This is a genomic window from Granulicella sp. L56 (genome assembly GCF_009765835.1).
In the GTDB taxonomy this organism is placed as follows: Bacteria; Acidobacteriota; Terriglobia; order Terriglobales; family Acidobacteriaceae; genus Edaphobacter.
In genome coordinates this window covers 1,176,251-1,198,518 of sequence record NZ_LMUS01000001.1, presented here as the reverse complement: position 1 = coordinate 1,198,518, position 22,268 = coordinate 1,176,251, and the positions used below count along the sequence as shown (strand labels likewise).

General features: G+C 60.0%; 21 protein-coding genes. 11 read left to right on the top strand and 10 right to left on the bottom strand.

What is annotated here, in order from left to right:
- Positions 1-2: 2 nt before the first annotated feature.
- Together GSQ81_RS04985 and GSQ81_RS04980 are read right to left on the bottom strand one after the other, a co-directional pair.
- Positions 3-2,024: a glycosyltransferase family 39 protein gene (locus GSQ81_RS04985; RefSeq protein ID WP_254059994.1), complete on the bottom strand. Its 2,022-nt coding sequence runs from the start codon at positions 2,022-2,024 to the stop codon at positions 3-5.
- A 118-nt stretch (positions 2,025-2,142) separates the two neighbouring features.
- Entirely contained in the window at positions 2,143-4,320 is a 2,178-nt protein-coding gene (locus GSQ81_RS04980) for a glycosyltransferase family 39 protein (RefSeq protein ID WP_158909566.1), read from the bottom strand.
- 220 nt (positions 4,321-4,540) lie between these two features.
- Between GSQ81_RS04980 and GSQ81_RS04975 the strand changes: the two genes are divergently transcribed.
- Complete coding sequence (locus GSQ81_RS04975) at positions 4,541-6,097, top strand: Ppx/GppA phosphatase family protein (RefSeq protein WP_158909565.1); 1,557 nt, start codon at positions 4,541-4,543, stop codon at positions 6,095-6,097.
- Here GSQ81_RS04975 and GSQ81_RS04970 read toward each other — a convergent pair.
- From GSQ81_RS04970 to GSQ81_RS04955, 4 genes are all read right to left on the bottom strand, one after another.
- Positions 6,049-6,600: a histidine phosphatase family protein gene (locus GSQ81_RS04970; RefSeq protein WP_318523747.1), complete on the bottom strand. Its 552-nt coding sequence runs from the start codon at positions 6,598-6,600 to the stop codon at positions 6,049-6,051. The genes GSQ81_RS04975 and GSQ81_RS04970 overlap by 49 nt on opposite strands.
- A 56-nt stretch (positions 6,601-6,656) precedes the next feature.
- A complete protein-coding gene (locus tag GSQ81_RS19780) occupies positions 6,657-6,980 on the bottom strand; it encodes a hypothetical protein (protein WP_216846381.1) in 324 nt (107 codons plus the stop codon).
- 58 nt (positions 6,981-7,038) lie between these two features.
- On the bottom strand, positions 7,039-7,311 hold the full coding sequence (locus GSQ81_RS04960) for a hypothetical protein (protein WP_158909564.1): 273 nt from the start codon (positions 7,309-7,311) through the stop codon (positions 7,039-7,041).
- Positions 7,312-7,513: 202 nt separating this feature from the next.
- The gene (locus tag GSQ81_RS04955; protein WP_158909563.1) at positions 7,514-7,693 is read right to left on the bottom strand and encodes a hypothetical protein; all 180 of its coding nucleotides are present in this window, start codon (positions 7,691-7,693) and stop codon (positions 7,514-7,516) included.
- Positions 7,694-7,846: 153 nt separating this feature from the next.
- Between GSQ81_RS04955 and GSQ81_RS04950 the strand changes: the two genes are divergently transcribed.
- Complete coding sequence (locus GSQ81_RS04950; RefSeq protein ID WP_158909562.1) at positions 7,847-8,233, top strand: iron-sulfur cluster assembly accessory protein; 387 nt, start codon at positions 7,847-7,849, stop codon at positions 8,231-8,233.
- Between the two features lie 55 nt (positions 8,234-8,288).
- On the opposite strand, the gene GSQ81_RS04945 is transcribed toward GSQ81_RS04950, so the two are convergent.
- Positions 8,289-8,897 (bottom strand): TetR/AcrR family transcriptional regulator, encoded by a 609-nt coding sequence (locus GSQ81_RS04945; protein ID WP_158909561.1) that lies wholly within the window; start codon positions 8,895-8,897, stop codon positions 8,289-8,291.
- Positions 8,898-8,981: 84 nt separating this feature from the next.
- Between GSQ81_RS04945 and GSQ81_RS04940 the strand changes: the two genes are divergently transcribed.
- The 3 genes from GSQ81_RS04940 (at position 8,982) to GSQ81_RS04930 (ending at position 12,653) form a co-directional block, all read left to right on the top strand.
- On the top strand, positions 8,982-10,625 hold the full coding sequence (locus tag GSQ81_RS04940; RefSeq protein ID WP_158909560.1) for a DHA2 family efflux MFS transporter permease subunit: 1,644 nt from the start codon (positions 8,982-8,984) through the stop codon (positions 10,623-10,625).
- Between the two features lie 77 nt (positions 10,626-10,702).
- Positions 10,703-11,902, top strand: coding sequence for a type II secretion system F family protein (locus GSQ81_RS04935; protein ID WP_158909559.1), 1,200 nt, complete (start codon positions 10,703-10,705; stop codon positions 11,900-11,902).
- Between the two features lie 52 nt (positions 11,903-11,954).
- Positions 11,955-12,653 carry a DUF2306 domain-containing protein gene (locus GSQ81_RS04930; protein WP_254059993.1) on the top strand — a complete coding sequence of 233 codons (699 nt, stop codon included), beginning with the start codon at positions 11,955-11,957 and terminating at the stop codon, positions 12,651-12,653.
- Here GSQ81_RS04930 and GSQ81_RS04925 read toward each other — a convergent pair.
- Positions 12,650-13,213: an HdeD family acid-resistance protein gene (locus GSQ81_RS04925; protein WP_158909558.1), complete on the bottom strand. Its 564-nt coding sequence runs from the start codon at positions 13,211-13,213 to the stop codon at positions 12,650-12,652. The two genes, GSQ81_RS04930 and GSQ81_RS04925, sit on opposite strands and share 4 nt — an antisense overlap.
- A 153-nt stretch (positions 13,214-13,366) precedes the next feature.
- Between GSQ81_RS04925 and GSQ81_RS04920 the strand changes: the two genes are divergently transcribed.
- Genes GSQ81_RS04920 through GSQ81_RS04895 form a run of 6 tightly spaced genes read left to right on the top strand, consistent with a single transcriptional unit; the run spans position 13,367 to position 19,119 of the window.
- Positions 13,367-15,001, top strand: coding sequence for a GspE/PulE family protein (locus GSQ81_RS04920; RefSeq protein ID WP_158909557.1), 1,635 nt, complete (start codon positions 13,367-13,369; stop codon positions 14,999-15,001).
- A gap of 46 nt (positions 15,002-15,047) precedes the next feature.
- The gene (locus tag GSQ81_RS04915) at positions 15,048-16,142 is read left to right on the top strand and encodes a hypothetical protein (protein WP_158909556.1); all 1,095 of its coding nucleotides are present in this window, start codon (positions 15,048-15,050) and stop codon (positions 16,140-16,142) included.
- Positions 16,142-16,792 carry a PilN domain-containing protein gene (locus GSQ81_RS04910; RefSeq protein ID WP_158909555.1) on the top strand — a complete coding sequence of 217 codons (651 nt, stop codon included), beginning with the start codon at positions 16,142-16,144 and terminating at the stop codon, positions 16,790-16,792. The genes GSQ81_RS04915 and GSQ81_RS04910 overlap by 1 nt, the downstream gene beginning before the upstream one ends.
- Complete coding sequence (locus GSQ81_RS04905; RefSeq protein WP_158909554.1) at positions 16,789-17,472, top strand: hypothetical protein; 684 nt, start codon at positions 16,789-16,791, stop codon at positions 17,470-17,472. The genes GSQ81_RS04910 and GSQ81_RS04905 overlap by 4 nt, the downstream gene beginning before the upstream one ends.
- The gene (locus tag GSQ81_RS04900; RefSeq protein WP_158909553.1) at positions 17,469-18,059 is read left to right on the top strand and encodes a hypothetical protein; all 591 of its coding nucleotides are present in this window, start codon (positions 17,469-17,471) and stop codon (positions 18,057-18,059) included. Before GSQ81_RS04905 ends, GSQ81_RS04900 begins: the two co-directional genes overlap by 4 nt.
- A 13-nt stretch (positions 18,060-18,072) precedes the next feature.
- On the top strand, positions 18,073-19,119 hold the full coding sequence (locus tag GSQ81_RS04895) for a type II secretion system protein (RefSeq protein ID WP_254059992.1): 1,047 nt from the start codon (positions 18,073-18,075) through the stop codon (positions 19,117-19,119).
- Between the two features lie 4 nt (positions 19,120-19,123).
- Here the strand turns inward: GSQ81_RS04895 and GSQ81_RS04890 are convergent, their stop codons facing one another.
- Complete coding sequence (locus tag GSQ81_RS04890; RefSeq protein WP_158909552.1) at positions 19,124-20,209, bottom strand: glycosyl hydrolase; 1,086 nt, start codon at positions 20,207-20,209, stop codon at positions 19,124-19,126.
- A 321-nt stretch (positions 20,210-20,530) separates the two neighbouring features.
- Entirely contained in the window at positions 20,531-22,117 is a 1,587-nt protein-coding gene (locus tag GSQ81_RS04885; protein WP_158909551.1) for a DHA2 family efflux MFS transporter permease subunit, read from the bottom strand.
- Between the last annotated feature and the right edge of the window lie 151 nt (positions 22,118-22,268).

Below are 22,268 nucleotides of genomic sequence, written 5' to 3'. Positions count from 1 at the left end.
CTCTAGCGGTTGGTCAGGACGGTCTTGCCTCCGGCGGCGGCGAGGGTGTGGACGGGTGCGTACGGAGTCAGGTCTTCGATGCGCGCTTCGGGCTTGTAGGTGAAGAGGAAGACGCGCCGCGGGCTGGCCCATAGCTGTCGCAGCGTGGATTCGGTCTCGAAGATATGGGGTGCATCGGGCCAGAAGCTGCCGTACCAGAGGCCGTTGACGCGGCCATCGACGAGGTGAATCTGTTGCTGGGTGTAGAAGACCAGCGTCGAGCCGGAGGTCAGTTCGCCGTCCAGAATAATGAGGTCGTTGGGGGTGGGATGGTCCGCGTTGATGGCTTCGGCGAGTCCTTTTGAGCCGAGGATCGGGTAGAAGCGAGCGAGGCCGACGTGTGCGGCCAGAAGCGTCACGATCATGCCAGCGGCGAGGGTGAGGTTGGCGGCAAAAGTGCGGCCTCTGCGGCGCAGCAGGTAGCTGCCGAGGCCGATCGCGATCATGCTGAGAGCTACTGCCGTCAGCGGACCACGGAAGAGACCCATGGCGGCTCCGGTCAGGTCGAAGAGGTGGCCGAGAGAGAGGTTGTAGAAGCGAGGGTTCGCGGCCAGCAGGGAGGCGATGTCGGTGCCGGGAGCCGGGTGGGGCGCGGTGATGGCGAAGTAGCTGCAGATGATGGCGGCGGCGGTGGCGAGAGGCAAAAGGAAATACAGGGACCAGTTGAGGGCGCTGTTGTGTGCCTTGGTGTCTTGCGGAGAAAGACGAAATACAGGGGTCTCTCCACTTCGCTTCGCTCCGGTCGAGATGACGTTATTTGGGGTGGCAGCATAGACATCGGCGCGTGTGAGTAGGGCAGCGGCGATCAGCGCCAAGGCTGGCAGAGCGGGGAGGCCGTAGTACTCCTGCCGGCTGGAGAGGGTGAAGAAGCCTAGAACTACCAGAGGCCACAGGAGGAGAGACAGGGCGGCTTCGTGCTGGCGTGCTGTGGTGCTGATTTTGCCACGGAGGATGCGAAGGTCCTCTGCCAGAGCGCCGGGCAGGAAGGTGGCCCAGGGCATGATCCAGATGGCGGTGAGCAGCCAGAAGAGAGGGATCGGGACCTGGCCATAGTCGTGGGGGATGCGGTGGCCAAGGAAGCGGGCGATGTGCTCGTTGTAGAGATAGAACCAGGCCCAGCCTCCGGTGGCGGGCAGACCGAGGCCGGTGGGGAGTGCGATGGCCGGGGTGCGCAGGGCCGCGAGGATGTGCCATGGAGCGGCGATGGCGAGAAAGACGGCGGTGCTTGATAGGAGATGGAAGCGGGTGAGGAGGCGGAGCTGCTTTGTGAAGGCAAGGTAGAGGAAGACGAAGGCGATGGGGAAGATGAGACCGATGAGGCCTTTGGTGAGGACGTTCAGGGCCATGACGGCGGCGAAGGCGAGGCAAGGGAGGAGCGGGGATTTTGCTGAAAACCCATGTCCCAGAAGCGGGACATGGGGCATCCGGTTTTGTGTTTGATTTTGAGGTGGTGCGAGCTTGATGCGGTCGAGCGCGATCAGGAAGAGGTGGACGGCGAGCGTCATCCACAAGGCGAGCAGAATGTCGGGGATGTAGAAGCGGGTGTAGAGGTAGGGGCCGATGCTGGTGGCCATGGCGAGCGCGGCGTAGAAGCCTCCTCGGTCGGGGTGGGCAATAAGGGATATCTCCGCGAAGAGGCGGATGCCGAGCGCGTAGACGGCCAACAGCAGGGCGAGCACGGCGAGGGCGAGCGGAAGGCGGGCAGCCCAGTCGTGGACGCCGAAGAGATGCATGGAGCCGGCGGCCATCCAGTACATGAGCGGCGGCTTGTCGAAGAAGCGGATGCCGTTGATGTAGGGGGTGACGAAGTCGTGGCGGCGGAGCATCTCGCGGGCGATCTCGATATAGATCGAGTCGACATCGTCGAGCAGGCCGGGGGTGAAGAGCCCGCCAATCTGGAGGATGAGCCAGGTGACAGTAAGGATGGCGATGGAGAGGGGGCTCCAGCGGCGGGTGGTGGCGGATTGGGTAATGGTTTCGTTCACTCGTGCTTTGGGGTAATGGCGGATTAGGTTGCCGGAGGTGACTTGTTGGATTTGGTGGGAGCGGTTCGCCCTTTGTGTGAAGGCCCATGTCCCAGAAGCGGGACATGGGGCACCCGGTCTATGGGTGGGTTTGAAGACTTGGCTGGTTGAGGGGGCGGTCGGTGTAGAGCGCCTTGCCGGAGGTCTCCTGCAGGAGGATTTTGTTGGTGCCGAGGAGCTGGTCTACGTTATCGCGCTTTTCGAGCGGGACAAAGAGAAGTTTGCGGTCCCCGGTTCCCCAGATCTTGAGCAGATCGGCGTTGCTGAGAAAGATGTGCGGCGCGTCGGGAAAGTAGGAGCCGAAGAGCATGGAGGTGGAACGGCCTTCGACGAGATCGACCTGCCGCCCAAGGTAGAAGGGGATCGACGAGCCGTAGGCCTGGTCGCCGTACAGGAGAACGGTGTTGTCGCGGGAGATGGCCCCGGTGGCTTCGAGGGTTTGGATCTTGTCGGCGACTTTTTTGGAAGAGAGCATCGGAGCGAAGCGCACGAAGGCGATGTGAGCGGCGATGAGGAAGACGGTGGAGGTAAGGGCGATGGTCGTTGTCGCGGCGAGGTGGCGCTTTTTTGCGCGCAGCATCCATGCGATGGCGGGGCCGAGGCAGAAGGTGATGGCGGCGAGGGCGGCGGGCAGGCGCAGGGCGGCGAACGAGGCGTCGGTGAGGTCGAAGAAGTGCGACATGGAGAGGGTGTAGTTGCCGACGTCGCGGTGGGCGAGGAGGTCTCCTATGTCGGGGACGAAGGGCAGATGGCGGGAGCTCCAAAGACCGGAGACGAGGGCGATGGCTACGGCAAAGCCGATGAGCATGAAGGCGACGTGGGCGAAGATGATCCAGCGGCGGGAGGATTTGTCGGTGGCGAAGGTGTCTTCGGCGTGGGTGAGGGCGACGGCGACGAGCAGAAGAATGGCGAGGTAGACGGGGAAGGTGTAGTACTCCTGATTGGTCGAGATGGAGAAGAAGACGAGGACCAGGACGGAGTAGAGCGTGAGGATGAGCGTGGTGCTTTGCTGGAAGGTCGTCACTCCGAGCAAAGGTGTGGGGACGGGAGAGACCTTTTGCCGGTGGTACAAGGCCTGGATCAGGAAGAGCGCGAGCGCGACGAAGACGGTGAAGAGGTATGGGATGTGCTCCGCATCTCTAAGGAAGATCCCGGCGATAGCGACTGCGAACGGCTGCCAGAAGAAATTTTGCGTTTGAAAGAAGGGGTTTGCCCCGGCATAACGCTTGAAGGCGCGGTAGGCCTGCACGATGAGGGCGCCCCCGAAGAGGCTCCACGGGAAGAGCCAGACGATGTGCAGCGACCAGAAGAGATAGCCGGGGAGCTTGTTGTAGTCCTTGGGGAAGCGCTTGCCGAGGAAGCGGAGGAAGTGCTCGTTGACGAAGTAGAACCAGAAGAAGCCGTGGCCGTTCATTCCGTTGGTGTTGCGCAGCCCGGCAAGGATGTGCCACGGCGCGGCGATGGCGAGGAAGAGGAGGGTTCCGGTGAAGGGCTTGAGGGCGCGCCAGTTTTTGTAGTCGCCGGTGAGCGCAAGGTAGACGATGGCTGTGCCGAGGAGGAAGACGATGGCTACGAGGCCCTTGGAGAGGACAGCCAGAGCCAGCGAAGCCCACATGAGGTAGGCGTAGGTGGCGGAGGGAAAAGAAAATACAGGGGTCTCTCCACTGCGCTTCGCTTCGGTCGAGATGACGTGCTTTTTCGGCGCTTCGGTGGAGGAGACAATGTTTGGTTCAGAGGATTGGAGGCAGCGGAGTAGGCAGTAGAGAGAGGTGCAGAGGAAGAGGGTAAGCAGGACTTCGGGGATATAGATACGGGTGAAGAGGAAGACCCCGATGGAGGTGAGGATTCCGAGGCCAGTGTAAAAGGCGGTACGGTTGCCGAAGGCGCGGCTTGCCCAGTGGAAGCCGATGAGAGCGAGCAGGAGGACTGCGATGGCCTGGGGGAAGTGCGCGGCGAAGGTGTTGAAGCCGAAGATGCGGAAGCTGAGCGCGTCGAGCCAGTAGGGAAGCGGCGCCTTTTCGAGATAGCGGATGCCGTTGACGTGCAGGGTGACGAAGTCGCCGGTGAGGGCGATGTGGCGGGCAGCGTTGGCGTGGGTGGCGTCGGCGTCGTCGAGCAGCGGCGGAGCGAAGAGGGATGCGAAGAAGATGACCAGCCAGAGGCCAAGGAGGATGGCGACGGCGGTGGAGCGGCGGGGAGTATCGGCGGGGTTGAAAGAGAGACGGGCGGGTGTTGCGGAGAGAGTTTGGTTGGTCATGAATTTTGAGTGCCTTTGTAAGCATAAATTGTTGAGCACATGAAGGCTGGGGCAAAGACGAAATACAGGGGCCTCTCCACTGCGCTTCGCTCCGGTCGAGATGACGTGCATTGGGGGATGGAAAGAGACGGCACCAAAAAGGAAGTGCGAGGAGAGAAGCTGTGCGGGGATGTATCTTGCTTGTGTTGGGTGATTTTTGGTTTGAGGTGTGTGAAGAGCGATGCCTACGTTTGCCGCAGTCGATATTGGGTCGAATTCGTGCCGGTTGAAGATTGCCTCGGTGCATATGCACCGGCTGAAGACGCTGCACGAAGACCGCGAGGTGACGCGGCTGGGGGAGAGCGTGTTTCAGACCGGGTCGATCTCGCCGGAGGCGATGTCGGTGACGATTCGGGCGCTCAAGCGGTTCTATAAGGCGGTGCAGCTTCATGCGGTGGACAAGGTTCGCGTGGTGGCGACCAGCGCCATGCGCGATGCGCGGAATGCCGCGGCGTTTACGGAGTGGGTGAAGTCTGCGACGGGATGGGACGTGGAGGTCATCTCCGGCCTCGAAGAAGGGCGGCTGATTCACCTGGGCGTGGTCACCCACGAGGCGGGCGCGAAAGGGAAGTGCCTGCTGATCGATCTGGGTGGTGGAAGCTGCGAGGTAACGGTATCCGATGGCGGCAGGATCAAGTCGATGGTGAGCCTGTCGCTGGGCGCGGTGCGGCTGCAGCAGGAGTTTTTGCCGACCGATCCTCCGGCAAAGGAGGAGGTGGCGCGGCTGAAGCAGTATATCGACCGCGAGTTAAAGCGTGGCGAGAAGAAACTAGGCCTGCCGCGGGTAGGACTGGTGATTGCCACCTCGGGGACGGCGGCGGCGCTGGCAGAGGCCAGTGTGGCCATGGCGAAAAAACTGCCGGTGAAGAAGTCCGCTCCAAAAAAGTTTGTGCGGCTGAAGCCGAATGAGGCGACCACAGCAGATGTAAGGACGCTCGCCGACAAGCTGCTGAAGATGAACAATGCGCAGCGCGAGGCGGTGCCGGGAATCGGGCCGCGACGGTCGGAGATTATCGTCGGCGGCGCGCTGGTCTATGCGAGTTTGCTGGAGCGTATGGGGTTGAAGGGGTTTCGTTACTCTCCGCTTGGGTTGCGGGACGGGATGCTGGCGCAGATGCTGGCGGAGTCGGACCTGCGGACCTCGGTGCATCGGAAGATAGAGGACGAGCGGTGGACCGGAGTTCTTGAGGTTTGCCAAAGATATGGGGTCCAGCTAAAGAATGTCGAGCCGGTGCGGCAGCATGTGGTGCAGCTCTTCGATTCGCTGGCGCGGGTGCATGGGCTGCCGGAGGAGTACAGGCTATGGCTGGAGTCGGCGGCCATGATGAACGATGTCGGCAAGTTCATGAACCACCAGGGGCACTATCGTCACACGCAGTACATCATTGCGAACTCGGAGATCTTTGGATTTTCGCCGGAGCAGAGGTCCATCGTAAGTGCGATTGCGCGCTACCTCGGCAAGACGCGGCCGGATGTGACCGACCGGCCGATGCGAACAATTCCTTTGGAGCTTGAGCATGTGCGGCGCGCGGTGGCATTGCTGCGGCTGGCGGTGGCGTTGAATCAGGACAGGGCCAGCGCTGTGGTGCGGATGCGGGTACACGTCTATCCCAAGCGTGTGGTGCTGGAGCTGGTTCCGGGACGCGGTGGAGCGGAGCTGGAAGCGTGGTCGCTGAGGAAAGAGGCGAGCTACTTTTTTGATGTCTTTCGACGGGAGCTCTTGGTCGAAGTGGCGTAGAGGGCGCGGACGGTGCGAGGGTCGAGCAGCCACTGGAGCGTCGCCGGGCCACGGGTGAGCGAAAGTCGCGCGATCGAACCCTTGCGCAGGCGCACCTGAGCGGTGGCGTGGGTAGAAACCGGTACGAGCAGCGAGCCCAGAAAGATGTTGATATTGGGGTTGTGGCCGACAAAGAGGACGTTTTCGCGGTCACGGCACTCGTGGAGCAGGTGCTGGAAGTCGCGGGCCGTGGCCTCGGGTGCAAGCGCTTTGGAGATTTGAATCGGGGACTCGTAGCCCATCTCGGTGCCGACGAGAGAGGCGGTCTGCAGGCTGCGCTTGAGATTGCTCGAAACGATGAGGTCGAACTGGATGTCCATTGCGTTCAGGACGTAGGCGAGCTGGAGGCAATGACGCTTGCCGTCTTTATCGAGTGGCCGTTTGACGTCGAGAAGCGGGTTCGGGCGGCGGGTTCCAGCGCTCGCGTGGCGGAGGATGAACAGGTTCATGGGTCTTGTTTTCATGGTCAGTTTACTGAAAGAAGCAGATTCTGGTGGTTACAGGATAGTAAATATGGCAGCTATGGCTTTGGCGGAGCAGGCTTTGGAGGGGAGTGGCGGAAGACGCCGGGATCGGGCTCGTCGAGGGACGGGCTGGCAGGCTCAGGATCGGGGATAGGGTCCTCGACTTGGTGCTTGGTGGGATCGGGCTTCGACGTGCTCATACTCATGGAGGATGAGATGCTCGCAGTGAGGTGCGCGGCTATCGGCAGAGGAGATTGCGCGGCTGGAGGCGGCTGTACCAGCGGCGAGATCGCAGGAAGCCGTTGTGACCCACACCAGATGGCGATGCTGGACAGCGAAAAGTAGCGGCAGGTTGTTGGCAGAATGGATACAAGGATCAAGGCACTGAGCTGGCCCTGTCGGTGGAACAGGGCCGGCCAGTGAAGAGACGGCAGAGAGCTAGCGCAGGTGCTGCCAGGCGTCGTAGGTGAAGAGGCCGACGATGCCGATGGTCATCAGGGCTGCGGCGTAGCCGAAGAGGTTAACCATAGGTCTGATCTTGTTGACCTTGCGGATGATCTCCGTTTGTTCGTCCTGCTCGTTGGAGTGGGTGTCTCCGAGGAAGAGCTGGTCCTCCTCGTAACGGGTTAGCTGGCCGCGATAGGCGAGCAGCGCCAGGAAGCAGGCTGCGACTGCAGCCCAGACGATGAGCAAAACAGGAAGGTAGCTCATAGCGTATTTCCTCCGCCCTTTGAGAAGGGGTCCGGTTATGGGAAACCTGGGTGTACGGGGCGGGTCCGGTTGGGGGCTCGGAGGGTAGCACTAAGGCTTCCGAGGGCATCATACGCCTGAATCAGAGGAAGGATGCAAGATTTTTCGTAGTGGAAATCGGGCCGAAAATCGAACCGAAGATGGGCTCTGAGGTCTAGGAGATCTAGTGGCGGAAGGCCACGTGAAGCACGACGGCTGCGACTGTTGCCACCGCAGCAATGACAAGGATCAGCATGATCGCGATAAACCAGGCGGTGCGGCGCTCGTCCTTTTGCGATGGCTGGGTGATGCCAAAGGTGTTAATGAAGGCATTCGACAGGAAGAGTAGCGGGCGCATCATCATTGGATGATACCCGACGACAGACGGAGCGGTTTTTGCGTTTTGTGCAGCTTTTCTGCATCCGAGCGGCCGGAGGCGCATCCTATTCGCAGGTGCCTGCCACTCTGGTAGCGGGCACGACTGTGGAGTAGACTAGTAACTAAGGAGATTTGCCCGATGTCCACTGCAACCGTTACCCCTTCTGCTGAAGTCGTTACTGGAGCGCCTACCTCGAATGCGCCGGTGAATCTGACACCTTCCGCTATCACGAAGGTGAAGGAGATTATGGCGACACAGGATCCCGTCCCTGCGGGACTGCGGATCGGTGTGGTTGGCGGCGGATGTTCGGGATTCCAGTATTCGATGTCGTTCGAGAACCAGAGCGGCATGATGGACAAGGTCTATAAGTTCGACGATCTAAAGGTGTTTGTCGATGCTACCTCGGCTGCCTATCTCAGCAATTGCCAGGTGGACTATGTCGAGACGCTTGAGGCCGCGGGCTTCAAGTTCGAGAACGCCGCGGTGAAGAGCACCTGCGGTTGCGGCTCTTCCTTCAGCGTTTAGGTTCAGTTTGTTGGTGGACGCATGGCCCCGGCTTCGGCTGGGGCTTTTTGCTGCTTCAGGGAACCTTGATTTGCAGGGCGCGCAGTAGAAATTCGGTCAGGAACTTCGTGTCGTCTTCCGTTGAACGGCCTTCGGTATAGATGCGGCGCTCGCTGCTGCCGCGAATGGCATCCATTATCGTCCAGGCTGCTCCGAGAAAGTCCTGCTGGGGAATCTCGCCGGATTTCGCGCCTTCAGCGAAGATCGATTGGAGGTAGAGCACGGTCTCCCTCTGCCATGCGATGCTCCGTTTGCGGTACTGGCCCTCGCGGCTGAGACTGAGGATGACGCCATAGAGCGATTGCTGCTCGTCCCAGAAGGCGACGCGGACGCGGATGAAGGCCGCAATCTTGCCTGCGATGGTCGACTCTTTCTGTACCTGCTCCTCGGTCAGCGCGGCGAGTTCGACGAGCGCCTGGCGCACGGTCGCCTGGTAGATGGCGTCCTTTGAGTCGAAGTAGAGATAGAGCGTTCCCTTGGCCAGACGGGCGGCCTTGGCGATGTCCTCCATGCGCGTCGCCTCGAAGCCCTTGTTGCCAAAGACCTTGGTCGCCGCGGCGAGGATCTCCGCACGGCGGAACTCGGCGACGATCTTTTGCTTACGGTCTACTGCGGCTCGCGGCATGGACGGGGCTCTCTGAAGTTCTTCACAAGCATAAACGTGCATCGTAATGACTCATCGGTCATCTAAAATGACTGTAGGGTCATTATGCCAGCGGTCTTAGAGGAAGAAGAGCTTGTACAACCCGAAGCAGCGCTGGCGGAGATAGCGACGCCGTTCGATAACGAGCGCCTTCCCCAGCCTAAAGTCTTCAATCCCTGGATCATCGCGCTGGTGGTCACCATCGGCACGTTTATGGAGGTGCTGGACACCTCGATTGCCAACGTCGCGCTGCCGCATATCTCGGGCAGCCTTTCGGCGTCTCAGGACGAAGGCGCATGGGTGCTGACCAGCTATCTGGTGGCGAATGCCATTGTTCTGCCCATCAGTGGCTGGATCTCGTCGGTCTTTGGCCGCAAGAATTTCTACCTTGTGTCGGTGTTTTTCTTCACGGTCTTTTCTGCTGCGTGCGGCATGGCGCCTACGCTGGGTGTGCTGATCCTGTTTCGAGTGGCGCAGGGGCTGGCGGGCGGAGGATTGCAGCCTTCGGTGCAGGCGATTCTGGCGGACACGTTTTCGGTGCAGAAGCGCGGCATGGCGATGGCGCTCTACACGGTCGCGATTCTTGTCGCGCCGGTGCTGGGGCCGACGCTGGGCGGGTGGATTACAGATAATTACTCGTGGCGCTGGATCTTCTACATCAATATTCCGGTGGGGATCGTCTGCGTCTTTCTTACGCGCATCGTGCTCGAAGATCCTCCGCATATGAAGGAACTGAAGGTGAAGGCGCGGAAGCTTTCGGTCGACTGGGGCGGGCTGGGATTCATCTCGATTGGGCTGGCCACGCTTGAGATTGTGCTGGACAAGGGGCAGGAGCTGGACTGGTTCGGCTCGCCGTTTATCGTTTTCTTCGCCAGCGTCTCTGTGATTGCGCTGACCAGCGCGGTGATCTGGGAGCTGAAGCGCAAGAACCCCATCGTCAACCTGCGGCTGCTCAAGGAGCGGAACTTTCTCGTCTGCTGCCTCATCATCCTGGGGCTCTACGCGGTTTTGTATGCGACGACCTATCTGATTCCTGTCTATTTGCAGCAATTGATGGGATATACGGCGACCTCTGCGGGTATTGTTCTCTCTCCGGCGGGAATCTTCACCATGATCGAAGTGCCGTTTGTCGGATTCATGCTCACCAAGGGCTACGATCCGCGCAAGATGGTCTTTTCTGGGATGCTGCTGATCGCCTCTTCGCTGTGGTGGATGGGCACGCTCAACCTCGATATCACCGAGTGGAACATGATCCTTCCGCGCATTGTGCAGGTGATGGGGCTCGGCCTGATTACCGTTCCGGTCAGCACGATGGTCTTTCGCTTTATCCCCAAGACGGAGAGCTCGCAGGGCGCGGGGCTTTATGCGCTGGTGCGGAACGAGGGCGGGAGTCTCGGCATCGCGCTGGTGAGCACCATGCTGCAACGCCGGACGCAGGTATTTCAACAGGTACTGGGGCAGCACATTACCGCTTCGAACCCGATGGTCCAGCAGGCGGTGGGGCAGATGTCGGCTGGTCCGGGCAATGCGGCTGACAATCATTACTTCGCGCTGGCGCAGCTCTATGCCGGGATGCAGCGGCAGGCTTCGCTGCTGGCGTATATGGACCAGTTCAAGATGCTCTGCATCCTGATGGTCTGCATGATGCCGCTGGTCTTCTTCCTGAAGCGGCCGCCTGTGCAAAAGCATATCGAGCTGGAAGCGCACTAGCTCTCGACGTCTGACAGGCTGTCCCGCTGGGTCGTGATCAGACGGTTGCAGCGGCGAAACGTCTAATATGGACTTCGATGACTGAGTTTGTAATTAAGCTGGCGGATGAACGGGGCCGGGTGCAGGAGCAGACCCATGCGGCGGCGACGGCGGAGGAGCTGCGGGCGCGGTTTACGCAGGCGGGATACTACGTCTACTCGGTGAAGGCGCGGAGTGCGCTGGGGGGATCGAGCAAGAAAAAGGTCAATCTGGAGACATTTCTGATCTTCAACCAGCAATTTTTGACCCTGATTCGAGCCGGGTTGCCGATTCTGGGGTCGATGGAGCTGCTGGCGCGGCGGCAGAAAGAGGCGAGCTTCAGGGCTCAGTTGGAAGATGTTGCAGCGCGAGTGAAGACCGGTGAGTCGATCTCGCAGGCGTTTGAGGCGCAGGGCGGCTTTCCCGTTGTTTATACGACGACCCTGCTGGCTGGCGAGCGGTCGGGAAATCTTGAAGAGGTTTTGCAGCGGTATCTGGACTTTCAGCGGGTCTCGCTGACCTTCCGCAAGAAGCTGAAGGCGAGCCTTATCTATCCGGCTCTGCTGGTGGTGATGGTCGTGGGTCTGCTCATCTTTTTGATCACATTCGTTGTGCCGCGGTTTGCGCAGCTCTACGACCAGTTGGGGACGCATCTGCCCTGGCTGACGCTGATGATGCTGCAGATGGGCCAGTATGCGCAGCACTATGGGATCTATGCGGCGATTGTTGTGGCGGTCGTGGTTTTTGCGGTGTTGCGGTGGATCAAGACCGACTCCGGCGCGACGACGGTGGACCGGATTCGGATAAGCCTGCCCATCTTCGGTAATGTCTGGCTGAAGTACCAAGTAGGGTTGTTCAGCCGAACGTTATCGACGCTGCTGACCGGCGGTCTGCCGCTGGTGCCGAGCCTGGAGACGGCGGCGCGCTCGATCGATTCGCGGCAGATTGCCAATGCGGTTTACCGGTCAGTGGAGACGGTGCGCGAGGGCAGAGGGCTGTCGGCCAGCCTGCAGTCGACCAAGGTCTTTCCGGAGCTGGCGATTGAGATGGTCGAGGTTGGCGAGTCGACGGGTGCGTTGCCGCAGATGCTGAACTCGGTAGCCGAGTTCTTTGAAGAGGACGTGCAGACCAACCTGACGGCGGCGATGAGCCTGATCGAGCCGGCGATTCTTGTCGTGATGGGCATCGTGGTGACCGGCATTTTGATCGCGCTTTATCTGCCGATCTTCAACCTGAGTGCGGGTGGAGTGAGCCACTAGGGCGCGCAGGTCTTATCATTCCACTGTCGATGTCTTCGCAGGAAAGAAGGCCATGATGAGTCCTGTATCCGAACAATCTGCACCAACAGCTGGCATTGAGAAGGCTGGTTATCCTTACTGGCTGAGAATAGGTTTCTGGGCTTGTATCGTTATTGCAATTGCCGTGGTTTTGCGAAGGGTCGTTGAGCTTGCTTATCCTCAGCAGTCCGGACCCCCGCAGTTGGTTCAGACGAACGCTGTATTCGCCTCTCATGCCGGGCTGACACTGGCCCATATTCTTCCGGCACTGGCGTTTGTCGTCCTGGTCCCGGTTGTTCTTCTGCGGTGGTCCAAGGCGGCGTGGCTGGAACAGGCGCTCTTTTTGTTAGGACTGGTGGTAGGCATCACTGCCTATGGAATGAGTGCCTATGCCGTCGGGGGATGGGTGGAACGCTCGGCCGTCCTTTTCTTCAATACCCTGTTTTTGTTTTCGTTGGTGCGTGCCTATTGGCATATGCGCAACGGAACATTCCTTCAGGAGAGGCGGTGGCTGATACGAGCGATTGGAATATTGCTTGGAATTGCCACGACTCGTCCTGTGATGGGGGTATTCTTCGCTACCAGCAGGTTGACGCACCTTGAACCGAGACAATTCTTCGGCATTGCCTTCTGGGTTGGTTTCTCGATCAATACCATTGCGGTTGAACTCTGGTTACGCTCCCGGAACTATCAGATTCAGAGTGCCAAAATGGCATCTGGGCTGGAACCCTAATTGAGTCCGGCAGCTTGGCTGCGGCGGCAGGCGAGCGCGAACATAAGGCGCGAGAAGCCGCTGAAGATCATGCTGATGCCGACCAGCGTACCGATGGCCCAGATGGTGCTGAAGGGCCACGTCCGCCAGATCATGATGGCCAGAATAATCGTGACGACACCTTCGAGAATCATCCAGAAGCGGCCATTGCGGGTAAGTTTGAAGGCGAGCACGATCTCGAAGATTCCTTCGATCAGCAGATAGATGGCCAGCAGCAGCGTCAGCGACAGCAGACCGGCGAGGGGATGCAGGATCAGGTAACCGCCTGCAAACAGATAGACCAGGCCGACGAGCACCTCCCACAGCACGGCACCCGCAGAATGGGACTTCCAGGCGAAGGCGAAGTGCGCGATGGCGCTGAAGATCAGCAGCCAGCCGATGTACAGGGTGACACCCAGGCCCATGAGGGGCGGAAGGAGCATGGCGACAAGCCCGGCCAGGATCAGGAAGAGGCTGAGTGCGATGGACCAGCCGATGGATTTGTGGGGAATCGAGGAACAGGCAGTGGATGCATCGTTCATGGATCGTCTCCAGAAGCTGCGCAGTGCTGTCAGATATCAGGCCACGAGAATACCACGGGAGCCCCCCTTCCTAGATAATGGAGATACGGTCAGAATTTCCGGTTTGAGAGCCATTCGGCAGTGACGGATGGGGTGGAAGGGAGTCTTACAGCTATGGCAAATGTTCCTTTGGCGATCCCAATCAACGAATTGGGCGTGGACGAGACCGAGCGCGCGCAGGGGTTGGCGCGGCGCTACCATGCGGAGTTTGTCGACCTGAAGAACTTCAAGATCCAGCATGAGCTGTTTAAAACGGTCCCGGTGGACATGATGTTCCGCTACAACTTCGTTCCGCTGGAGCAGAGGGACGGGCGGCTGGCGATTGCGGTCTCGGACCCCTCGAAGCTGATGGTGCTCGACGAGATCTCGGGGCTGCTGGGCACGCGGCTGATTACACGGGTGGCGACGCTCTCGCAGATTACCGATCTGCTGAAGAAGACGGAGCAGTCACAACGCGTGCTCGATGAAGCGAGCGAGGGGCTGGCCTTCGATGTGCTTTCGAGCGAGGACAATGCCGATGAGAACATCTCCATCGAGCGGTTGACCAGCGAGGACGATATCTCGCCGATCATCCGGCTGGTGGATACGACCATCTTTACCGCGCTGGAGCGGCGGGCCAGCGATATTCACCTGGAGACGTTCGACGATTGCCTGATGGTGAAGTACCGCATCGACGGCGTGTTGCAGCAGGCCATGGCTCCGATTGCGCGGGAGCACCACCAGACGATTCTTTCGCGAATCAAGGTCATGAGCGAGCTGGATATCGCCGAGCGACGCGTGCCCCAGGACGGCCGTTTCCGCGTTCGCTACAAGGGCAGGCTGATCGACTTTCGTGTCTCGATCATGCCTACGGTGCATGGCGAGAACGCTGTGCTGCGCGTACTCGATAAAGAGTCGATGAGCGAGAAGTTCAAGAAGCTCTCGCTCGATGTGGTGGGTTTTGCGGACAGGGACCTGGAGCGGTTTCGGCGCTACATCAAGGAGCCGTACGGCATGGTGCTGGTCACCGGGCCGACCGGGTCGGGTAAGACGACGACGCTCTACGCCGCGCTCAACGAGATCAAGAGCGAAGAAGACAAGATCATCACCATCGAAGACCCGGTTGAGTACCAGATTCGCGGCATCACGCAGATTCCGGTGAACGAGAAGAAAGGGCTTACCTTTGCCCGAGGGCTGCGGTCGATTCTGCGCCACGACCCGGACAAGATTCTGGTCGGTGAAATCCGCGATGCGGAGACGGCGCAGATCGCGATCAACTCGGCGCTCACCGGGCATCTGGTGTTTACCACCGTCCACGCGAACAACGTGGTCGATGTGCTGGGGCGCTTTTTGAATATGGGTGTCGAGCCATATAACTTCGTCTCGGCGCTGAACTGTATTCTGGCGCAGCGACTGGTGCGGCAGGTCTGCGACTTCTGTGCACACGAGGTGCATTACAGCGATGCGGAGCTGATCGCAAGCGGGCTGGAGCTGGAGGAATGGCGCGGGTTCAACTTCCGCGAGGGCACTGGATGTATCGAGTGCGGCGGCACGGGGTATCGCGGCCGGTCTGCCATCCATGAGCTGCTGGAGCTGGATGACGAGATTCGCGAGATGCTGCTGGCGAAGAAGCCGGGCAGCGAAATCCGCAAGAAGGCGAGAGAGAAGGGGATGGCGTTTCTACGCGATTCGGCGCTGGAGCGGGTTCGCGCTGGGATTACGACGCTGCGGGAGATCAACAAGGTTACGTTTATTGAGGCGGGACGTTAAGTCTGGTTTCGATGGTTGTGCGGTTGGGAAGGTAAGCTAGGACGGCATGGATTTTTTACCGACAAGTTTAGGCACGCGGCCTCGGCTGGCTGTGGAGATACGGGCTGAGGGCATCATCGCTGCGCGTGCCGAGGATGCGGCTGCGCTGTTGACGGCCGTGGCGCGGGTGGATGTGCCTGACGGCGCGGTGGTTCCGGGGTTGAAGGTAGGCAATCTTGTAGATCGCCAAGGCGTGACGACGGCGGTTCGCAAGGCTCTGGATGAAGTTTCAGGGAAGGGCTCGGAGAGAAGTGTTGGCAGGCATGTGACGTTGGTCGTTCCGGATGCGGCGGTGCGTGTGCTGCTGCTGGACTTCGACCAGTTGCCGTCGAAGGCTGTGGAGGCGCTGCCGGTGGTTCGCTTTCGGCTGAAGAAGCTGCTGCCGTTCGATGCGGACGCGGCGGCGGTGAGCTATCAGGTGATGGCGAGCGAGCGCAGCGTGGTGCGGGTGCTGGCCGTGGCGATGCCGAAGGATGTGTTGGACGAGTACGAAGGCGTGGTAATAGCAGCCGGATATCTGCCGGGCGCGGTGGTGCCGAGCACGCTGGCTGCGCTGTCGGGACTGGATGTGGCGGACGCTCCTGCGCTGGTGGTGAATGCGGAGCCGGGAGGCGTAACCACCGCGATTGTGAAGGGTGGAATACTGCTGCTGCATCGCGCCTTGGATTTGAGCGCGAATACGGATGCTGCTACGGCGATAGCGGCGACTGTCGAGGAGACGCAGGCCGCCAGGGAAGTACAGATACTGGGTGACTATGACCGGTTCGAGGCAGAGGCCGCCATGCAGACCGCGGTGATCGAGAAGGCAGAGATGCACGATTGGGTTGCAACCGCTGTTGCACAGGCAACGGCCAGCGAGATTACGCAGACGGTGAGCGTCGCCGCCGCTTATTTTGAAGACACGCTGCAAACTGTTACGGAGAGTCTGCTGGTGGCGGGGACGATAGGAGCTCACGAAGTAGCTGCGATGATGGAAGCGAATGGGCTGGAAGGTTTGCGCGTGCAGGAGATGGTCGATGTGACGATGTTGGAGACGGGTGCGGTATCGGCGAGTGTGCCGCGCGGCTGGCTGGCCGGCGTGCGGGGAGCGTTGAAGAGCTGATGCGTATCTCCGTCAATCTGGCAACACGTCCTTTTGTTGAGCTGCGTCCTCTCTTTGCGCGGCTGCGCCTGGCAATCGTGGCGCTGGTGGCTCTGGCGATTGGGCTGGGGTTCTGGCTCCATGTGCTGAACGGGCGTGCGAGCGTAGCGCAGGCGCAGATGGACGCGCTAAGGGCGAAGACGCAGCAGTTTCAGCAGGAGCGGCAGGCGAACGAAGCGAGGATGCGCCAGCCGCAGAACATGTCCGTGCTGGAGCGGTCGCAGTTTCTCAATGACTTGTTCGAGCGCAAGAGTTTTAGCTGGACCGCGGTGATGATGGACCTCGAAAGAGTCCTGCCCGTCGGCGTCCAGGTCACCAGCATCGAGCCGGTGATTACCAAGGACGGCGACGTCAACATTCGGCTGCGGGTGAGCGGCGACCGCGACCGTGCGGTGGAGTTGGTGAGAAATCTGGAGACATCGCAACGGTTCATTGCTCCACGGCTGGTCAACGAGGCCGCCCAGAAGCAACAGGGCAATCGGAATCAGATGCAGATGCAGATGCCGGCAGCGGTGGAGTTCGATATTTTGAGTGGCTACAATCCGTTGCCCGCGGCTGTGGTGAAGCGTGGCGCCGAGGTCAAAGCAGACCGGACCGGAGGCAAGCGATGACGGTGATGACCCGGAACATGCTGCCGCCGAATATGACCGAGCGTACGCGCGCTTTGCTGACGCGACTGAATATCTACTACGCAGGGATTGCGGTGCTGGCGCTGGTGAATCTTTATCTGCTGATTCATATTGGCTTTGCATGGCAGGCGGCGAACAGCCAGGATGCCACTGCGCTGGAACAGCAGACCGTCTCGATGAAGACGGCGGACATTGCGAGAAAACCGCTCCAGGGACTGGATGCGAAGCTGGACCAGGCGACGACGGAAGCGAATGAGTTTTATGACCGGCGGCTGCCGTTTGCCGACTCTGAAGTGGTGGGTGAGCTGGGCGTGCTGGCGAAGAAGGTTGGCGTGAAGCTCAATCAGGGAGCATATTCGTCGGCGCCGGTGATGACGGGCAGTGCCGGTGCGTTGACGGAGCTTCGCATGGACTACAGCCTCAGCGGAGACTACAGGCCGTTGATGCTGTTTATCAATGGGCTGGAACGCGACAAGATGTTCTTCCTGATTCGCGGAGTTCAGCTGACCGGTGAGCAGAGCGGTACAGTCGGCCTGCGGTTGAAGATGGTGACGTATCTGCGCGCTCCGGTGGGAGCGGAGAGCAAAGAGAAGAATGTGGTCGCGCCCTCGGGCGATGCGGCGGTAGGCGGCTCGCCTGCCGATGGAGGTGCATCGCGATGAAGATGGGAGCGGAGGACAAGAAGAAGCTCAGGATTCTCGTGATCGTCGGTGTATTTGCGTTGGCCGCGATCGTCTATATGTACACGCAGCTTTCTACCCCGGATGCTGCCCGGCCTGTGACAACAACGGTGACGGTTCCGGTGAGAACTCCAGCGAGGGCAGGCGAGGCGAAGAATGTAGGCACGGCGGCGACGCACCTCGATCCGACGCTGCATATGAAGGCGATGCTGGTGACCGAATCGCTGGTCTATTCTGGGAGCGGACGGAATATCTTCTCCGTCAACTCGGCTCCCGTAGTCGTGATTCCGAAGGCGATTGCCTCGGCTCGTCCCAGGGGACCGGTCGGTCCGGTAGGGCCGCTGGGGCCTCCGCCTCCTCCGCCGATCGACCTCAAGTTTTTTGGAACGGCCACCTCGGCCAAAGGAGTGCGAAGGGCGTTCCTGCTGCACGGCGAAGATGTCTTTCTGGCGTCGCCGGGAGATATTGTGCAGCGGCGATATAAAGTCGGAACGATCTCGGCGAACTCCATCGTGGTGGAAGACCTGACCGACAACAATACGCAGACGCTGCCGCTGATTATTCAGTGAGGTGAAGAAGCAGATGCCTAATACCGATCTACACCGATTGCACCGATCAGAGACCATTGACGGTAGATCTGCGTGTGCGGGTGAGCGCGAGGGGGAGCAGGGCTTTCTTCTGCTGGGGCTGATTGTCGCGATTTTTTTGATATTGCTGGCGCTCGGGGTTGCGGCTCCACGAGCCGCACATGAGCTGCGGCGCGAGCGCGAGGTGGAGACGGTGCGCCGAGGCAATGCCTATGTGCGGGCCATCGAGGTGTACTACCTCAAGAATGGCAACTATCCTACGTCGATCGAACAGTTGGAGAAGACCAACAACGTCAGATTCCTGCGCAAACGCTATATGGATCCGATGACCGGTAAGGACGACTGGCGGGTGATCCATTTGGGCGAGGCCAAGACCACGGTAAAGACCTTCTTCGGCAAGCCGTTGGGAGGGATTGAGAGCACCAGTCTTGGCGGCTCGTCTGCTGGCGGAGCGGGTTCAACAGGCTCGGCTTTTGGCTCGTCTGGTTCGTCATCGGGCGGCGGTTTAACCTCCTCTTTTGGATCGTCTTCGTCTTCTGGATCGGGCGGTTTGACCTCTTCCTTTGGCTCGTCTTCATCTGGAGCGGGAGGAACTGGTTCAACAGGCTTGTCATCGTCGAGCACGTCTGGAACCTCGTCCGGTTCAGGATCGAACGGGATTGGAGGCCAGTCAGGGATTGGCTCTGCGGCAACGGCTGGCCCGATTGTCGGGATCGGGCTGGTGAAGAGTGGCAACTCGATCAGGACGCTCAACGAGCAGACGACCTATGAGACGTGGGAGTTTCTCTACGATCCCCGGATCGAGCAGTTGAAGGCCAAGGTGAGTCTGTTCGGCGGCGGAATGGCTTCGACGGATGCCGCAAATCTTGGGTCGGCTGCCGATTCCAAGTCGTCGACTTCAGGAGACCTTAATTTCGGGTCGGGTTCAAGCTCGGGTGGTCAATCTACGGGCGGCGGCTTGGGAAGCGGAAGTTCTGGCAGCAGCGGCTTCGGAAGCGGAACGAGTTCCAGCCCATCTCCGACGACGAATACTCCTCAGTAGCAATTTATGGATTGAGTGCTGTGGGGCGAAGTTTGCCGATTCGACCGTTGGGGCCTACGACGAAGGGGAGTGAGAGAGCGTTCCAGTTCTTATCGGCGTCGGGTGCGTCTTCTTTTGTGGGTTTGAGGGGTTTCCAGTTGCGACCGTCGTCGCGGGAGATGTCGGTGCCATTGGGGCCTACGGTGATCCAGGTCTGAGTTGCGGAATCGAAGACTACTGCACTGCGATAGCCCCCTGGCATCGTCTGAGCAAGGAGCCATGTCTTGCCGCCGTCGCTGGAGGTGGCGGCAGTGCGGTCGGACAGTTGTGGCTTGTCATGCACTCCGCCTATGGCAACTAAAGCGGTCTGCACCTTGCCTGACAAGTTCATTGTTGCGCGCAGGGCGAGGGAAAAGACACCTGAAGCAGGGCTTCCAGCGGCGATGGGTACCTCTGACTTTGCCCAGGCCATTGGACAGTTTCCGCTGGCGCCGCATTTGGAGTAGGAGTAGTACACGTGGGCTGCTGAACCTCCGCCTGTGCCAAAGAATAAGAAGATTGCCTTTGAGGTGAAGGAGCTATTGCTGGCGGCGAAAGCTCCATCGCCTTTGTCGGCATCAAGGCCGGGGTCGTCCGTGCCGAACCAGGTTGCGCCAGCATCGGAGGAAAAGTACATGGAGAACTTGCCGTCGACCGGGTCACCAAGCAGATAGAGCTGTTTGGTCGTGACACGGTTCACGGAGTCGAAGAATCCGTCTGCGTCTGGGTTGGTGAAGACGAGTTTCCAGGTTTGGCAGCCGTCGGTGGTTTTGTAGATGCGGGAGAGGTCGCCTTTGCCGCTGGACATGACGATGGCGGTGTTGGCGTCGAAGACCTGTATGCCGCGGAAATCGAGTTTGTCGGCTCCGGGTGGGATGGTGCAGGCTTGCCAGTGGCTGCCGTCGTCCTGGGTGCGGAGGACGGTGCCGTTGGTTCCGCTGGCCCAGGCGACGCCGTCGCCTATGCTGTCGATGCCGCGCAGGCTGGCGGTGGTGTGGGAGTCTTCGATGTCCCATTGGGCTTTGGCCTGGGAGGTAAGGGTGAGGATGAGAATAAGGATGGCGAGGCGCACGAGGACATCGTAACTGATAGTTCGGCTGTGGCGCTGACGGCTTTTCGTTATGTGCTGCACTGGTACTTTATTCGGTGCAGGAGAGAATACCCAGGGGCTAAAGCCCGTCTTAGTTTGCTGATCGAGAGAACCAAGGCTAAAGCCTTGGTGTACCCAGAAGCACTTGCAATTGCAGTGGCAAATGTAAATGCAGCGGCAAATCTAAATGCGACTACAGATCCTTCGACTCGGCTTCGCCTTCGCTCAGGATGACAAATCTTTCTCTCAGCCAGGATGACAAGGTTTTGTTTGGATTGGTGATCGAAACCGGATGGATGTTGTCTAGTGGGCTCCGGCGGGGCCGCGGCCGGGTTTAACTTTCTTGAAGAGCCAGACGATCACGATGCAGCCGAAGCTGAGCAGCGAGAGCCAGCGGAAGACGTCGACGAAGGCCCAGCTTAGTGCCTGGCGTTGGAGCTGTTGGTAGAGCATCGATTGGGCGGGAAGCGTGGCGTTGGACTTGCCGAAGAAACCGGTCAGCGCGTGGGTGGTAGCTCCAAGGCTGTTCTGGAAGTTCTGCCCGGTTATTGGAACGGAGCCGGAGATGAGGTTCTGGTGGACGTCGCTGCGCCGGGTGAGCAGGGTGGAGGCGAGCGAGATGCCGATGGAGCCGCCGACGTTGCGCATCAGGTTGAAGAGGCCGCTGGCGTTGCCGATCTGCTCGTTGCTGAGGGTGCCGTAGGCTGCGGTGTTGATGGGCACAAAGACGAAGCTGAGGCCGAAGCCGGTGATCAGGATCGGCAGGAGCAGCGTTGTAGGCGATATCTCCAGCGTAAGGCCGCCGAAGTAGAGCGTTGTCAGGCCGAAGGTGAAGAAGCCAAAGGTGAGGAGCCAGCGCGGGTCGGCCTTGTTGGAGAGGTAGCCGATGATGGGCATCCCGCAGATGGCTCCGATGCCGCGAGGCGCGACGACGAGACCGGCGGTGAAGGCGGTGTAGCCCAATAATTCCTGATAGAAGAGCGGAAGGACGACGACGGTGGAGTAGATGGCGATGCCGAAGAGGAAGATGAGCGTTGCGCCGATGGCGAAGTTGCGGTCTTTGAGGACCTTGAGATCGACGAGCGTGTCCTTGTCGTTCCATGAGTGCCAGATGAAGTAGACGAAGGAGACGACCAGAGCGAGAGCGGCCCAGCGGACCCAGGTGGCTCCGAACCAGTCGACTTCCTGCCCCTTGTCGAGGATGACCTGAAGGGAGCCGGTCCAGATGACTAGTGCGGCGAAGCCGTAGCGGTCGAAGAAGGGTGCCTTCGCGTTCTTGATGTAGGCCGGGTCGTGGACGAAGCGGTTGATCATGTACAGCGCAAGGATGCCGATGGGGATGTTGATATAGAAGGCGTAGCGCCATGAATAGGTATCGGTGAGCCAGCCGCCGAGGGTGGGGCCGAGGACGGGAGCGACGACGACTCCGAAGGCGAAGACGGCCATGGCGGCTCCGCGTTTTTTTGGAGGGAAAGACTCGAGCAGGATGGCCTGTGAGAGCGGCTGGAGGGCTCCGCCGCCTGCTCCCTGAACGACACGGGCGATGAGCATGAAGGCGAGCGTGGGCGCGGCTCCGCAGGCAAAGCTGGCTACGGTGAAGATGACGACGCAGGACATGAGGAAGCGCTTGCGGCCGAATTTGAGGGAGAACCAGTTGCTGGCGGGGAGGACGATGGCGTTGGCGACGAGGTAGCTGGTGAGGACCCAGGTGGCTTCGTCGGTCGTGGCCGAGAGCGAGCCGCCGATGTAAGGGAGCGCCACGGCGGCGATGGAGGTGTCGAGTACCTCCATGAAGGTGGCGAGCATGACGGCGGCAGCGATGAGCCAGGGATTGACTCCGAAGGTAGCTTCATTCGACTGGTCTGCCGGTGCTGTTGCCGTTGCGGCCATGTACTGATTTATATCCTCAACTGGGTTCGGCGCAAGCAGGCAAGCGCGGTTCGGTTAAACGGCCATCGATGAGGCTACATATGGTTAGAGGCGCAAACACAGTGTTTTGATGCAAAGTTTGCCGTAAGTGGCGGTGTAGATTTCTTTGGAT

Bases quoted from the DNA above. Each gene is read 5' to 3' on its own strand.
- GSQ81_RS04945 (WP_158909561.1), bottom strand. From the start codon at position 8,897: ATGCCGCGAGCCGCAGTAGACCGTAAGCAAAAGATCGTCGCCGAGTTC.
- GSQ81_RS04910 (WP_158909555.1), top strand. From the start codon at position 16,142: ATGCGTATCTCCGTCAATCTGGCAACACGTCCTTTTGTTGAGCTGCGT.
- GSQ81_RS04970 (WP_318523747.1), bottom strand. From the start codon at position 6,600: ATGAAAACAAGACCCATGAACCTGTTCATCCTCCGCCACGCGAGCGCT.
- GSQ81_RS04920 (WP_158909557.1), top strand. From the start codon at position 13,367: ATGGCAAATGTTCCTTTGGCGATCCCAATCAACGAATTGGGCGTGGAC.
- GSQ81_RS04980 (WP_158909566.1), bottom strand. From the start codon at position 4,320: ATGACCAACCAAACTCTCTCCGCAACACCCGCCCGTCTCTCTTTCAAC.
- GSQ81_RS04955 (WP_158909563.1), bottom strand. From the start codon at position 7,693: ATGATGATGCGCCCGCTACTCTTCCTGTCGAATGCCTTCATTAACACC.
- GSQ81_RS04925 (WP_158909558.1), bottom strand. From the start codon at position 13,213: ATGAACGATGCATCCACTGCCTGTTCCTCGATTCCCCACAAATCCATC.
- GSQ81_RS04975 (WP_158909565.1), top strand. From the start codon at position 4,541: ATGCCTACGTTTGCCGCAGTCGATATTGGGTCGAATTCGTGCCGGTTG.
- GSQ81_RS04930 (WP_254059993.1), top strand. From the start codon at position 11,955: ATGATGAGTCCTGTATCCGAACAATCTGCACCAACAGCTGGCATTGAG.
- GSQ81_RS04895 (WP_254059992.1), top strand. From the start codon at position 18,073: ATGCCTAATACCGATCTACACCGATTGCACCGATCAGAGACCATTGAC.
- GSQ81_RS04940 (WP_158909560.1), top strand. From the start codon at position 8,982: ATGCCAGCGGTCTTAGAGGAAGAAGAGCTTGTACAACCCGAAGCAGCG.
- GSQ81_RS04905 (WP_158909554.1), top strand. From the start codon at position 16,789: ATGACGGTGATGACCCGGAACATGCTGCCGCCGAATATGACCGAGCGT.
- GSQ81_RS04960 (WP_158909564.1), bottom strand. From the start codon at position 7,311: ATGAGCTACCTTCCTGTTTTGCTCATCGTCTGGGCTGCAGTCGCAGCC.
- GSQ81_RS04915 (WP_158909556.1), top strand. From the start codon at position 15,048: ATGGATTTTTTACCGACAAGTTTAGGCACGCGGCCTCGGCTGGCTGTG.
- GSQ81_RS04900 (WP_158909553.1), top strand. From the start codon at position 17,469: ATGAAGATGGGAGCGGAGGACAAGAAGAAGCTCAGGATTCTCGTGATC.
- GSQ81_RS04935 (WP_158909559.1), top strand. From the start codon at position 10,703: ATGACTGAGTTTGTAATTAAGCTGGCGGATGAACGGGGCCGGGTGCAG.
- GSQ81_RS04950 (WP_158909562.1), top strand. From the start codon at position 7,847: ATGTCCACTGCAACCGTTACCCCTTCTGCTGAAGTCGTTACTGGAGCG.
- GSQ81_RS04885 (WP_158909551.1), bottom strand. From the start codon at position 22,117: ATGGCCGCAACGGCAACAGCACCGGCAGACCAGTCGAATGAAGCTACC.